Raw genomic sequence first — 13,092 nt, 5'->3', positions numbered from 1 at the left:
CGGCGCCCCGTTCGTCGTTTGCGGGTCAGCGCCAGCGGGCGATGACCGTGGACCCGCCGACCACCTTGTCGCCCGGCCCGACCAGCGGGTCTGCGGCCTCGGCGGGCAGGTAGACGTCGGTCCGGGAACCGAACCGGATCAGCCCGAAGCGCTCGCCCTTGGCCAGCAGCGCGCCGATCGGCGCGCGCTGCACGATGCGGCGGGCGATCAGCCCGGTCCGCTGCGCGACCACCACCGTGCCGCGAGCGGTGTCCAGCACGGTGTACGCGGCGACGTTGTGCTCGGCGTCCGGCTTCATCGCGTTGACGAAGCCGCCATCGGCGACGAAGTAGTCCACCACCTTGCCGGCGACCGGGGCGCGGTTGACGTGCACGTCCAGCACCGACAGGAACACCGCGATCCGCAGCCACTCGCCGTCGCCGAAGCGCTCGTCGTGCAGCCGCTGCACCGACAGGACCTTCCCGTCCGCGCTGGCGACCACGGCGCTCGGGTCCTCCGGCACGTCCCGTTCGGGATCCCGGAAGAACGCGGCGACCGGCCCGGCGGCCAGGGCCGGCAGCAGCCACAGCTTGGACGACGGGCGCGCCACCCGGGCCAGCGCCGCGAGGCTCAGCGCGATGCCCGCCGCCGCCACACCGTTGGAGTCGATGTGCATGCCGCGGGTCACCGGCACGCTCGACGGCCGGTACGCAGGGGCCAGAGTGTCGGCCGTGGCCGGGCTGGCCGGGGTGAACCGCAGTCGGTAGACCCGCACCGGCGGCGAGTTACGTAGCACCAGATCGGCGCCGACGCCGTAGAGGGCATCCTGTCGGGCCAACTCGGCGGCGGCACCCTCGGTCCGGCCGGGGGTGGCGACGGTCGCCACGCTCAGCACCGCCCCGTCGGTCAGGTACTTGGCCAACCCCTCGACGCCGCTGCGGGTGGCCTCGGCGGTGCTGGTGAACGCCTCACCGGCGATGACGACCCCGGCGGCCTCGGCTTCGGCCAGCGAGTCGACGACGCTCACCCGGTCGGCGACCCAGCGGCCCTGGGCTGTGACGTGCTCGCGGAGCGCCGCAGCGCCGAACGGCTCGGCGGGCACCACGGTGAGCCGGTCACCGGGGAGCAGCGCATCGACCGCCGCGGCCAGCACCGCGGAGTCCGGGGTCACCCCGACCAGCAGGGCGGCCTTGGGGTCGTTGATCCGGGCCAGCTCGGCGACGAGGGTACGGGCGGCTCGCTCGCCGATGCGGACCGGACCGGACCGGCCGGTGGTACGCACGGCGGGGGACTGGGTCATGTCGGGCGGGCTCCTGACGGGGGTAGAGACGGGAATCGCGGCGGGACCGCCATGGGCGGGACGGGCCGGCCGGCGGAGGCGAGATCTCCACCAGCCAGCATATGCGTCCGTCCGCGCCGGCCGCACCGCCGTGGGGATGCGGTGGACCGACGCGGACGGGTGCCCGAGGTCACGCTTCCCTACGCGGGCCCTCCCGCTCGTCACCCGGCTGGTCGCCGGTGGCCTCGACCGGTTGGTCGGGCCGGGTCGGCTCGTCCCCCTCGGGCGAGGCCGGGCGGGTGAGGTTCCCGATGGTCGGCTGGTCGTCTCCGTTGCCGGATTGGCCGGGGATGGGCTCGGTCCGCGGCTCCGACGGCGAATGTGCCAGCCAGGCCGGGTGGATCACGTCGGTGGCCGGCACGTCCTGCGCCCGCACCTCGGTGGTCGGCGTCTCCAACGTCCGGTCCGAGATGAGCGTCGGGTCCGAGGAGGGCGTCGGGTCCGAGATGAGCGTCGGGTCCGAGGAGGGCGTCGGGTCCGAGATGAGCGTCGGGGCCGAGGAGGGAGTGTCCCAGGTGGACCGTTCTGCTTCCCAGACCGGCAGGGACGCGCCGGACGTCGACGTGGCGGCCCCGGAGACGGGTGCGCCGGAGACGGACGTGCCGGAGACGGGAGCGACCGCCTCGGCGGCACCGGCCTCGGAAATTGGCTCCGGCTGGTTCGGTCGACCGGAGCGCAGTGCGCCGACCAGCCCGAAGACCCCGATCAGGATGAGTGCGCCGGCCAGGAACCAGCCGACCGGCGGCAGCGCGAGCCCGAGCAGTTGGGCGAGCAGCCACCAGGCGGACAGCGCCAGGAACACGAGCCCGAAAGCGAACGACACCAGATCCGTGCGGTGAGCCTTCACCGGGTCACCTCCAGGTTGCCGGCATTGACATGGATGTAGAGGCGCAGGGTCCCGCCGCCGGGCCCGTCCGCGCCGACGTCGGTGGATTCCCGCAGGCGGCCGTCCAGCCCGCCGGAGCGGTTGCCGAAGACGGTGGCGTCACCGGCGTTGACGTCGGCCACGGTGGTGACGTCCACGTTCGGCGGCACGACGACCGTCGCCTGGCCGAAGTTGACGGCCACTGTCACCTGGCTGTCCCGTTTCGCGAAGTCGATCCCGCGCAGGTCGAGCACGGCGTCGCCGAAGCTGTTCTCGTACCGGTCCGCCAGGTCGCGGTAGTCGGTGGGCGCCCAGGTCACCGCGCCGTCGACCCCCCGGATCCGGTCGTAGGACTCGGCGACGGTCGCCGTGCCCAGCGCGGCCGCGGTCACCAGACCGAGCGCGATGAGCCAGCGGGCCCGCCCGAACCACGTGCCGACCAGCAGGCCGAGCGCGATCGTGGCCAGCGCGGCCGCGAAGTACGCCGAGGCGCTGATGGCGAAGACGTCCAGCAGGTCGAGCAGGGCGACCAGACCGAGCACCAGGAAGATCAGCGAGAAGGTCACCGCGCCGAGCGGCGAGCGCTCCTTGGGGCGCTTCGGCGGCTTCGGTGGCTTGGGTGGACGAGGCGCGGCCGGGGCCGGCGAAGCGTACGGGCCGTGCGGCGCGAACGGGGGCCGGTAACCGGAGGGCGGCGGGGCGGTCGGATAGCCGGCCGGGGCAGCGGGTGTGCTGCTCACCGGTGCCGACGGCCAGCCGGCGCTGGGCATGGCGGTGCTCGGCCAGCCGGGCTGGGCAGCCGTCGTGCCGGCCGGTTGCCCGGACACCGGACCGACCCCGGACACCGGCTGCGTCGCGCTGGTCGGCGGCGCGTCGTACGCCGGGATGGTGACGGTGGGCGTCGCCCCCGTCGTCGCGGTGGCGTACCCCGGACCGGTGCCGAACATCGGCGGCGTCCCCGCCGGGCCGGTCGACGGGGCCGCGCCGTACGACGGTGCGGGCCAGGTCACCGGTGGGACGACCGGACCGGCCGGGTTGCCGGACGGCGCGGCGGGCGGCGGACCAGCCGGGGTGCCGGGCCGTGGATTGCGGCCGTCCCGGTTGAGCAGGAGCGCGCCGGCGACCAGGATGGCCGCGCCGAGCAGCACCGCGCGGAAGGCGTCGGTGACGATGTACGCGAAGCTGGCCGCGACCAGGATGCCCAGGACGATCACCGTCACCGGGGACATGCTGGAGCGACCACGACCGAGCATGGACTCGACGGGGGACGCGGTGTCGCCCTCGTTCGGGATGATCAGCCAGGCGGCGACGTACACCAGGATGCCGATGCCCCCGAAGAACCCGAGCACCGCGAGCAGCACCCGCCAGAGCACCGGATCGGTGTTGGTGGCGCGCCCGATCGCCGCGCAGACGCCGGCCAGGTACCGCCCCTCGCGCGGCCGGACCAGCCCGTACCGCGAGGTGAAGCCGGTGCCGCCCAGGGGCGGTGGTGGCGCGGACGGACCGGGACCACCCGGCCCCTGTGGCGTGCCGCCCGGGCCGTAGCCGGTGCCCGCCGCGAACCCCGGGCCTGGGCCGTAGCCCGCCGTGGGCGGCGCGTAGCCGTCGGCCGGCTCGCCGGGCGCGGTGCCGGCGGTCGCGTCGCCGCCAGCGTGCGGACCGAACGTGCTGGGCTCGGTCCATTCAGTGGGCGTGGTGGTGGGCGGGGGCGGTGCTGAACCGCCCGGCTGTGCCGACCCCGGTCGGGGCGGCGGGGCAGCTTCCTCGGTCATGCTTCGATCCTGCTGCCCGGTCCACCCGAACGACCTCAGGACCCGACCCTGACCCCACCCTGAGATCCGGCGGCCGGAATGTCGGGGGCGTCCCCGTGGTCGTGGACGCCGCAGCGTGTGACGATCGAGTCACCGACCTCGACCTGTCCGCCACCGTGACCAGGGAGCCTCCGATCAGCACCGTGACACCGCCCCCGCGCCTCTACCGCGCCCCGGAGCACCGGATGGCCGCCGGCGTCGCCGCCGGTATCGCCGACCATCTCGGCATCTCGGTGCTGCGGGTGCGCGTCGCGTTCATGGTCCTGCTCGGGCTCAGCGGGCTGGGCCTGCTGCTCTACGCGGCCTTCTGGGCGGTGGTGCCGCTGCGTCCCGGTGACACCGCGGTGCCGCCCCGGCGGGACGTCGCCCAACTCCTGCCGTTCGTGGGGATCGGGCTCGGTGTCCTGTTGATCCAGGTGATGGTCTTCGACTCGGTCGGCGCGGCGGGCACCGCCGGTTGGTTGGTGGCCATCATCGCGGTCGGCGCCGGGGTCATCTGGCACCAGTCCGCGCCCGAGCGGCGGCGACAGTGGGGCGACGCGATGCCGGTGCCCTGGCTGGGCGCGGTCGTCGAGGAGAGCGACCGGCGGGCCTTCGTGCTGCGGTTCATCGGCGGGGGAGTGCTGGTCGCGGTCGGCATCATCGGCGTCGCGGCCGTCTACTCACCGGCACAGAACTTCGATGCGGTGATCAATGGCGTGATCTTCGCGTTGGTCGGGCTGGCGGGCGTCGGCGTGGTCGCCGCGCCGGTGCTCTGGCGGACGTACAGCCAGCTCCGCTCGGAGCGTGAGGGGCGCATCCGCGAGCAGGAGCGGGCCGAGCTGGCCGCGATGGTGCACGACCAGGTGCTGCACACGTTGGCACTGATCCAGCGCAACGCCGGCGACGTCAAGACGGTGCAGCGGCTGGCCCGGGGGCAGGAGCGTTCGCTGCGCAACTGGCTCTACAAGCCGACCGCTTCGCCGAGCGAGCGCTTCGCCGCCGCTCTCGAACAGGCCGCGGCCGAGGTCGAGGACACCTTCGCGATCAGCGTGGAGACGGTGGTGGTGGGGGACCGGGAGACCGACGAGAAGGTCGGCGCGCTGGTCGCGGCCGCGCGGGAGGCGTTGGTGAACGCGGCCCGGCACGCAGGCGTGCAGACCGTGTCGCTCTACGCCGAGGTGGAGCCGGATCAGGTCAGTGTCTTCGTCCGGGACCGGGGGAAGGGCTTCGATCCGGATACCGTGGAGGACCACCGGCACGGCGTACGCGGCTCGATCATCGGGCGGATGAAGCGGCACGGCGGACGGGCCGAAATACGGTCCGGCCCGGGGGAGGGGACCGAGGTCCGGTTGATCCTGCCGATCTCCCGGGACTCGTCCGCAGCGGAGAGGAACAGATGACCATGGCCGAGCAGTCGACCGAGCACCTCGACCCGGCGGATGCCCGCCCCGAGCGGCTGCGGGTGTTCCTGGTGGACGACCACGCCATGTTCCGAGCCGGGGTGCGCGCGGAGTTGGGCGCCCACGTCGATGTGGTGGGCGAGGCGAGCACGGTGGCCGAGGCGGTCACCCGGATCGCCGCCGTCGGCCCGGACGTGGTGCTGCTCGACGTGCACATGCCCGACGGTGGCGGTCGCGCGGTGCTGGAGGCGATGCGGCGTACGCACCCGCAGGTCAAGTTCCTCGCGTTGAGCGTCTCCGACGCGGCGGAGGACGTGATCGGGCTGATCCGTGCCGGTGCCCGCGGGTACGTCACCAAGACCATCTCCCCGGACGAGTTGGCTGCCGCGATCCGTCGCGTGGCCGACGGTGATGCGGTGTTCAGCCCTCGGCTGGCCGGGTTCGTGCTGGACGCCTTCGCGGCCCGGCCGGACGCGCCGGTGGCCGACCCGGAGCTGGACCAGCTCACCAACCGTGAGCGTGAGGTGCTGCGGCTGCTGGCCCGGGGGTACGCGTACAAGGAGATCGCCAAGGAGCTCTTCATCTCCATCAAGACGGTGGAGACGCACGTGTCGAACGTGCTGCGCAAGCTTCAGATGTCAAACCGCTACGAACTCTCCCGTTGGGCGGCGGATCGCCGCCTCGTGTGACGGCGCGTCGGCACCGGCGAGGATCAGAGAAACGTCCGGCGCGCCCTCGTACACCCAGCCGGTGATCGTGTCCGGGTAGCCGTAGGGGCCCTCATCCGGATGGGTCGAAACGTGAGTCGTGACGGACGTCCCACCGGGCTCGGGTGACCTCGGGGCTCGCGCACGGGCGGAGGCCGGCTGTTCGGGCGGCGCAACGTATTTCCTGCTCAGTGCCGCCCGCGTCGACCCTTTTATGATCATTTTTCAAGTATCGGCAACGTGGCGGGCAACTAACGGCTTGATAACGGCACCTTCACGGAAGAGGCCAGTGGGTGTCACAGTGGCAGCACCTCACCATCGGTGTGTGGCACTCCGTACGCCCCACGACCACGATTCCGCCGATCTCGGCGGCCCGTGGCTGTGTCGATTGCGTCGTGTCACGCCTCGTTGGTGGGGGAGCCCGGCGGATCGGAACATCAGGGGTGTCCCCAACTTCCCTGTGGTCCCGGCGACCCGCGCCCCGGGGTGGTCGGGCGGTGTCACCCCCAAACGTGCGTGAAACCCACGACGGAACCTGGTTAGAAAGAGGAGGCCCCTCGGAATGAGAGTCTCGAAGCGGGCGACGAGCGCCATCGCGCTCAGCGCGGCTGCCGCGCTTGTCGCGAGCGGTTGCTCGAGCGGCGGCGACGGCGATACTGCCGCCAGCACGGACGGCTCGATCGTTGTTCACGGCGTCCAGCCGGAGAACCCGCTGGTCCCGTCGAACACCACGGAGACCGGTGGCGGCAAGATCATCGACTGGATGTGGACCGGCCTGGTCGAGTACCCGAACGACGGTGGGGCCCCGCGTAACGCGCTGGCGGAGTCCATCAACACCACGGACTCCAAGGTCTTCACGATCAAGATCAAGGCCGGTACCAAGTTCCACGACGGTACCGAGGTCAAGGCGAAGAACTTCGTCGACGCCTGGAACTGGGCCGCCTACTCGCCGAACGGCGCGCAGAACGGCACCTTCTTCGCGGACATCGCGGGCTTCGACCAGACCTACACCACGGACCCGGATGGCGCGGACGGCCCGAAGAAGGCCCCGACGCCGACGGCCGACAAGCTGTCCGGCCTGAAGGTCATCGACGAGCAGACCTTCGAGGTCACCCTGGCGGCGCCGACCGCGGTCTTCCCGACCAAGCTCGGCTACAGCGCCTTCATGCCGCTGCCGGACGTGTTCTTCACCATGAAGCCGGAAGAGTTCGGCAAGAACAAGCCGATCGGCAACGGCCCGGTGAAGTTCGTGTCCTGGGAGGACAACTCCCTCATCAAGCTGACGCGCTTCGACGACTACAACCTTCGCGACAAGATGAAGGTCAAGGACGTCGACGTCAAGCTGTACCAGGACGACAACGCCGCCTACGCCGATCTGCTGGCCAACAACCTCGACTTCATGGAGGTTGTCCCCACCTCGGCGCTCGCCGGTGACAAGTGGAAGACCGACCTCGGTGACCGGGGCCGCTCGACCGTCACGCCGTCGACCGCGTTCATCGCGTTCCCGATCTACGACAAGCGCTTCGCGAACCCGAAGCTGCGTCGTGCGGTGTCGCTGGCGGTCAACCGGCAGGAGATCTCGGACAAGATCTTCTTCGGCACCCGCAAGCCGGCCGACAGCTGGGCGAACCCGCTGACCCCGGGCGCCAAGCCGGGCAACTGCACCGCCTGCAAGTTCGACCCGGAGACGGCCAAGACGCTGCTCGCCGAGGCCGGTGGCTTCACCGGTGAGATGGTCTTCTACTACAACGCGGACTCCGCCCACAAGGACTGGATGGACGCCGTCGCGCAGCAGGTCAAGACCAACCTCAACATCAACGCTCGGGCCGAGGGTGTGCCGACCTTCGCGGTGTTCCGCCAGAACATCAACGCCCACAAGATGACCGGCCCGTACCGCGCTGCCTGGCAGCAGGACTACCCGGACGTCGAGAACTGGGTCAACCCGCTGTTCATCACCAACGGCTCCTCGAACGACGGCCTCTACAGCAACCCCGAGGTCGACGCCCTTGCCAAGCAGGCCAGCGGCGCGCCGAGCCTGGAGGCCTCGCACGAGGCGTTCGCCAAGGCGGTCGAGAAGGTCGACCAGGACGTCCCGAGCATCCCGGTCTACTTCTACGGTCAGCAGTCCGGCCACTCGGAGAAGATCAAGAAGCTCGAGCTGAACAACGTCGGCGAGATCGACATCACCTCGGTCGAGCTCTGATCCGAACGGTCTGACCCCGGGTCGGGCTCGCCACATCCGGTGAGCCCGACCCGGGGCCGTTCCGCGATTGGGTGTTACAACACTCCACTCGCACGTTGTCACCACCGTGTCGGCCGTCCGACGCGCCCCCTGTCTGGAGGACCACCCCATGGGCCGTTATCTGTTGAGACGGCTGCTCCAACTCGTGCCGGTCTTCATCGGTACGACGTTCCTGATCTACTGGCTCGTCTGGGCCGTTCCGGGCGATCCGTTCGCCGGCAAGTGCGGTGAGCGTCGCTGCCCGGACCAGTACATCGCCTTCATGACCGAGAAGTACCACCTCGACCAGAACGTCTTCGTGCAGTACGCCAACTACATGAAGAACCTGCTCCAGGGCGACTTCGGTCAGACGTTCTCGCAGCGCGAGATCAGCGACATCATCCTGACTTCGTACCCGAACACCCTGAAGCTGGCCCTCGTGGCGCTCGCCATCGAGGCGATCATCGGCCTCGGCGCCGGCGTGCTGTCCGGTCTGCGGCGCAACGGCTTCCTGGACAACCTGGTCCTGGTCTCCACCCTCTTCCTGATCGCGCTGCCGGTCTTCGTGGTCGGCTTCGTGCTGCAGTGGCTGCTGGGTGTTCAGTGGGGCATCATCAAGCCGACCGTCTCCTCCGAGATGCGGTGGTCCGAGTTGATCGTGCCGGGCTTCGTGCTGGGCAGCGCGTCAGTGGCGTACATCGCCCGGGTGGCACGAACGAGCATCGCCGAGAACCGTCGCGCGGACTACGTGCGCACCGCCATCGCCAAGGGCCTGCCGATGCGCCGGGTGGTCGGCGTGCACCTGCTGCGCAACTCGCTCATCCCGGTGGTGACCCTGCTCGGTACCGACCTGGGTGCCCTGATGGGTGGCGCGATCGTCACCGAGGGAATCTTCGGCATCAACGGAATCGGCCGCCAGGTCTTCCGGGCGATCATCACCAAGGAAAGCGCCACGGTGGTAGGAATCGTGGTCGTCCTGGTGCTGGTCTATCTCGTGATGAACCTGCTGGTTGACCTGCTCTACGCCGCCCTGGACCCGAGGATCCGTTATGAGTGACCCGAGTACCGCATCGATCGTCAGTACCCCTGGCGCACACCCCACCGACTCCGCCGCACCCGCCACCGCGGGCCAGCCGCAGAGCAACGAGAAGCCGCGCGGCCTGCTCGCCGACGCCTGGCGGGATCTGCGGCGCAAGCCACTGTTCTGGATCTCGGCCACGCTGATCGTGATCTTCCTGTTGATGGCGGCCTTCCCGGCGCTGTTCGCTCCGGGCGACGCGGTCAACGGCTCGCTGTCCCGCAGCCTCGACAAGCCGTCCGCCAATGGCTGGTTCGGCTACGACGTGCAGGGCCGCGACGTCTACGCCCGGGTCATCTACGGCGCACGGGCCTCCATCGTGGTCGCCGTGCTCTCCGTAATGGGCACCCTGCTCATCGGCGGAACCATGGGCATCATCTCCGGTTACCGCGGTGGCTGGGTGGACGCGCTGCTCAGCCGGATCGCCGACGTGTTCTTCGGTCTGCCCTTCGTGCTCGGCGCGATCGTCATCCTGACCACCTTCAACGGGTCGGGCGCCGGCAACAGCAAGGCCCAGATCATGGGCCTGGTGATCGCGTCACTGATCGTGCTGAGCTGGCCCGTCGTGATGCGGCTGATGCGCTCCTCGGTGCTCGCCACCAAGGAGGCCGACTACATCGTGGCGGCCCGCGCACTGGGTGCCGGCACCGGCCGGATCATCCTCAAGCACCTGCTGCCGAACTGCCTGGCCCCGCTGCTGGTCTACGGCACGATCATGGTCGGCTCGTTCATCGGCGCCGAGGCCACCCTGTCGTTCCTGGGCGTCGGTCTGAAGTCGCCGGTGGTGTCCTGGGGCATCATGATCAGTGATGGGCAGCAGTTCGTCCGGGTCGCGCCGGGGCTGGTGTTCTTCCCCGCCGCGTTCCTCGTCACCGCAGTGCTGAGCTTCGTGATGCTCGGTGAGTCGGTCCGCGAGGCCCTCGATCCGAAACTCCGCTAGGGGAGATCCAGTTGTCCGACATTCTCGTGTCCGAGCAGTCAGCGCCGGGACCCGGCGGGTCCGGGCGTCCCTCCGGCCGCCTGCTCGAGGTCGACGACCTGCGGGTGGAGTTCCGCACCCGGGACGGCGTCGCAAAGGTCATCAACGGGGTCACGTACCACGTCGACGCGGGGGAGACCCTCGCCGTGCTCGGCGAGTCCGGCTCCGGTAAGAGCGTCACCGCGCAGACCATCATGGGCATCCTCGACACGCCGCCCGGCTTCGTCACCGGTGGGCAGGTCCGCTTCCACGGCAAGGACATGCTCCGCATGTCCGACGAGGAGCGCCGCCGCATCCGCGGCGAGGGCATCGCGATGATCTTCCAGGACGCGCTCTCCGCGCTGAACCCCGTCTTCACCGTCGGGTTCCAGATCGCCGAGCAGTTCCGGGTCCGGCGGGGCATGGGTCGCGCGGAGGCCAAGAAGCGCGCGATCGACATGCTCGACCAGGTCAAGATCCCGAACGCCAAGGGCCGGTTCAACAACTACCCGCACCAGTTCTCCGGTGGTATGCGGCAGCGCGCGATGATCGCGATGTCGCTGGCGCTCGACCCCGAGGTGCTGATCGCGGACGAGCCGACCACCGCCCTCGACGTGACCGTGCAGGCCCAGATCATGGACCTGCTGGCCGAGCTTCAGCGCGAGCGGCAGATGGGCATGATCCTGATCACCCACGACCTCGGCGTGGTCGCCGACGTCGCGGACCGGATCGCGGTCATGTACGCGGGCCGGATCGTTGAGGAAGCCGACGTGTACGAGCTGTACGCCAAGCCGGCGCACCCGTACACGCTGGGTCTGATCGACTCGATCCCGCGCCTCGACGAGAAGGGGCAGCAGCTCCGGACGATCAAGGGCCTCCCGCCGAACCTGATGAACATCCCGCCGGGCTGCCCGTTCAACCCGCGGTGCCCGATGGCTCAGCCGGTGTGCCGGGAGAAGGTCCCGCCGCTGCTGCAGGTCGGCCCCGCGCGGGCCAGCGCCTGCCACTTCGCCGAGGAGCTGGTGAACCGTGTCTGAGAACATCCTCGAGGTCAATGACCTGGTCAAGCACTACCCCGTCACGCAGGGTGTGGTGTTCAAGAAGACCGTTGGTCAGGTCAAGGCGGTCGACGGGGTCTCGTTCGGTCTGCGCGCCGGAGAGACCCTCGGTGTGGTCGGCGAGTCCGGCTGCGGCAAGTCGACGCTCGCCCGGGTGCTGATGAACCTGGAGAAGCCGACCGCCGGCAACGTGGTCTACAAGGGCCAGGACATCTCCAAGCTGTCCGGTGGGGCGCTGCGGCGTCTGCGCCGGCAGATCCAGCTGGTGATGCAGGACCCGTACACCTCGCTGAACCCGCGGATGACCGTCGGTGACCTGCTCGGTGAGCCGTTCGAGATTCACCCCGAGGTGGCGCCGAAGGGCAGCCGCCGGGCCAAGGTCCGCGAACTGCTCGACCTGGTCGGGCTCAACCCGGAGCACATCAACCGGTACCCGCACCAGTTCTCCGGCGGTCAGCGTCAGCGCATCGGCATCGCCCGCGCGCTCGCGCTGCGGCCGGAGATCATCGTCTGCGACGAGCCGGTGTCGGCGCTGGACGTCTCCATCCAGGCTCAGGTCATGAACCTGCTGGAGCAGTTGCAGGGCGAGTTCGGCCTCTCGTACGTCTTCATCGCGCACGACCTGTCGGTGGTCCGCCACCTGTCGGACCGGGTGGCGGTGATGTACCTCGGCAAGATCGTCGAGATCGGCACCGAGGACGAGATCTACGAGCGACCGACCCACCCGTACACCCAGGCTCTGCTCTCCGCGGTGCCGGTGCCGGACCCGACCCAGCGGAACAACAAGACGATCATCCGGCTCACGGGTGACGTGCCGTCGCCGATCAGCCCGCCCTCGGGCTGCCGGTTCCGGACCCGCTGCTGGAAGGCGCAGGACGTCTGCGCCGAGCAGGTCCCGTTGCTGGAGATCCGGCGGGGCTCGGACCACCCGAGCGCCTGCCACTTCGCGGAGAAGCGCGAGATCGTCGCCACCCACGAGGTGTGAGTCACCGAAACCGCCTGCCGCCGTCACCACGACGACGGCAGGCGGTTTCGTCTGTTCGTGACCCGGATCGGCCGCGCGGCGTCTGGCCGCCCAGGCGGCGTCAGCAAGCACGATGGGCGGTGTGCTCACCAGGGAGCCGTGGCCCGGTTCAGCGCGGGCTGAGGCGGCTCACAGCGGGCCGCGGCCCGCGCGGAGCAGCAGCAGGGCCAGCTGGGTGCCGTCGGCACCGAGCGCGACGCGGAAACGCTCCAGGATCTCCCGTTCCCGGGAAAGCACCAGGCGGGTCCCACCGGACGCCATCCGGGTCGCGCCGACCTCCTGGGACAACGCGGCCCGCTCCTGCCAGAGCGTGATCAACGCGTGGTCGATCTCGTCGATCCGTTCCCTGATCTGCACGATCCGCGCCGAGGCGGACGGCTCCTGGGTGCCGGTCTGCTGCTCGGCCGGCTCGGCGTCCGCACCCGTCGGTGCTGCGGCCACCGCCGCCTCAGCCCCCTGCGCTGCGGGCTGCCCCGGTCGGTTCGGGCTGCCGCTCTGCTCCATCACGCCTGTCATCATCGGGTACCTCTCGCACTGTGGTGCCCGGTGCCCGGAACCTGGGACGGAAAAAGCCCCGGACTCCAGGAGCCCGGGGCTTTAGCAGGTCTGAATCGATCAGGCGCGACCTACGGCAGCCGGACTCCCGGTGCCATAGTAAAAGTAGAAGCGC

The 13,092-nt window shown here is 70.2% G+C and carries 10 protein-coding genes and 1 pseudogene; 7 read left to right on the top strand and 4 right to left on the bottom strand.

Going from position 1 to position 13,092, the window contains the following annotated elements; all coding sequences use genetic code 11:
- Window positions 1–25: 25 nt before the first annotated feature.
- The 3 genes and pseudogenes from GA0070561_RS26330 to GA0070561_RS26320 form a co-directional block, all read right to left on the bottom strand.
- Window positions 26–1,279 (bottom strand): phosphatidylserine decarboxylase, encoded by a 1,254-nt coding sequence (locus GA0070561_RS26330; RefSeq protein ID WP_091406382.1) that lies wholly within the window; start codon window positions 1,277–1,279, stop codon window positions 26–28.
- A 637-nt stretch (window positions 1,280–1,916) separates the two neighbouring features.
- Window positions 1,917–2,165, bottom strand: a pseudogene (locus tag GA0070561_RS26325) (hypothetical protein); the annotation flags it as partial.
- A complete protein-coding gene (locus tag GA0070561_RS26320) occupies window positions 2,162–3,955 on the bottom strand; it encodes a PspC domain-containing protein (RefSeq protein WP_244166433.1) in 1,794 nt (597 codons plus the stop codon). The gene GA0070561_RS26320 and the pseudogene GA0070561_RS26325, both read right to left, overlap by 4 nt.
- Window positions 3,956–4,110: 155 nt before the next feature.
- On the opposite strand from GA0070561_RS26320, the gene GA0070561_RS26315 reads away from it, so the two are divergent.
- The 7 genes from GA0070561_RS26315 to GA0070561_RS26285 all read left to right on the top strand — a co-directional run bounded on the left by GA0070561_RS26315 (window position 4,111) and on the right by GA0070561_RS26285 (window position 12,383).
- A complete protein-coding gene (locus GA0070561_RS26315) occupies window positions 4,111–5,376 on the top strand; it encodes an ATP-binding protein (protein WP_091406533.1) in 1,266 nt (421 codons plus the stop codon).
- Between the two features lie 2 nt (window positions 5,377–5,378).
- Window positions 5,379–6,065: a response regulator gene (locus tag GA0070561_RS26310; protein WP_091406380.1), complete on the top strand. Its 687-nt coding sequence runs from the start codon at window positions 5,379–5,381 to the stop codon at window positions 6,063–6,065.
- 580 nt (window positions 6,066–6,645) lie between these two features.
- Entirely contained in the window at window positions 6,646–8,286 is a 1,641-nt protein-coding gene (locus tag GA0070561_RS26305; RefSeq protein WP_091406378.1) for a peptide ABC transporter substrate-binding protein, read from the top strand.
- A 148-nt stretch (window positions 8,287–8,434) separates the two neighbouring features.
- Window positions 8,435–9,361, top strand: coding sequence for an ABC transporter permease (locus GA0070561_RS26300; protein ID WP_091406376.1), 927 nt, complete (start codon window positions 8,435–8,437; stop codon window positions 9,359–9,361).
- Window positions 9,354–10,322: an ABC transporter permease gene (locus GA0070561_RS26295; RefSeq protein WP_091406374.1), complete on the top strand. Its 969-nt coding sequence runs from the start codon at window positions 9,354–9,356 to the stop codon at window positions 10,320–10,322. Before GA0070561_RS26300 ends, GA0070561_RS26295 begins: the two co-directional genes overlap by 8 nt.
- A 26-nt stretch (window positions 10,323–10,348) precedes the next feature.
- Window positions 10,349–11,377 carry an ABC transporter ATP-binding protein gene (locus tag GA0070561_RS26290; protein ID WP_091406372.1) on the top strand — a complete coding sequence of 343 codons (1,029 nt, stop codon included), beginning with the start codon at window positions 10,349–10,351 and terminating at the stop codon, window positions 11,375–11,377.
- Window positions 11,370–12,383 carry an ABC transporter ATP-binding protein gene (locus GA0070561_RS26285; RefSeq protein WP_091406370.1) on the top strand — a complete coding sequence of 338 codons (1,014 nt, stop codon included), beginning with the start codon at window positions 11,370–11,372 and terminating at the stop codon, window positions 12,381–12,383. Before GA0070561_RS26290 ends, GA0070561_RS26285 begins: the two co-directional genes overlap by 8 nt.
- Before the next feature lie 168 nt (window positions 12,384–12,551).
- On the opposite strand, the gene GA0070561_RS26280 is transcribed toward GA0070561_RS26285, so the two are convergent.
- Entirely contained in the window at window positions 12,552–12,941 is a 390-nt protein-coding gene (locus GA0070561_RS26280) for a chorismate mutase (RefSeq protein ID WP_091406368.1), read from the bottom strand.
- Between the last annotated feature and the right edge of the window lie 151 nt (window positions 12,942–13,092).

Origin of the sequence: Micromonospora saelicesensis, from assembly GCF_900091575.1 — a bacterium.
Taxonomy (GTDB): domain Bacteria; phylum Actinomycetota; class Actinomycetes; order Mycobacteriales; family Micromonosporaceae; genus Micromonospora; species Micromonospora saelicesensis.
Note: the sequence above shows the minus strand (reverse complement) of the source record. Positions and strands in the feature narration are given on the sequence as shown.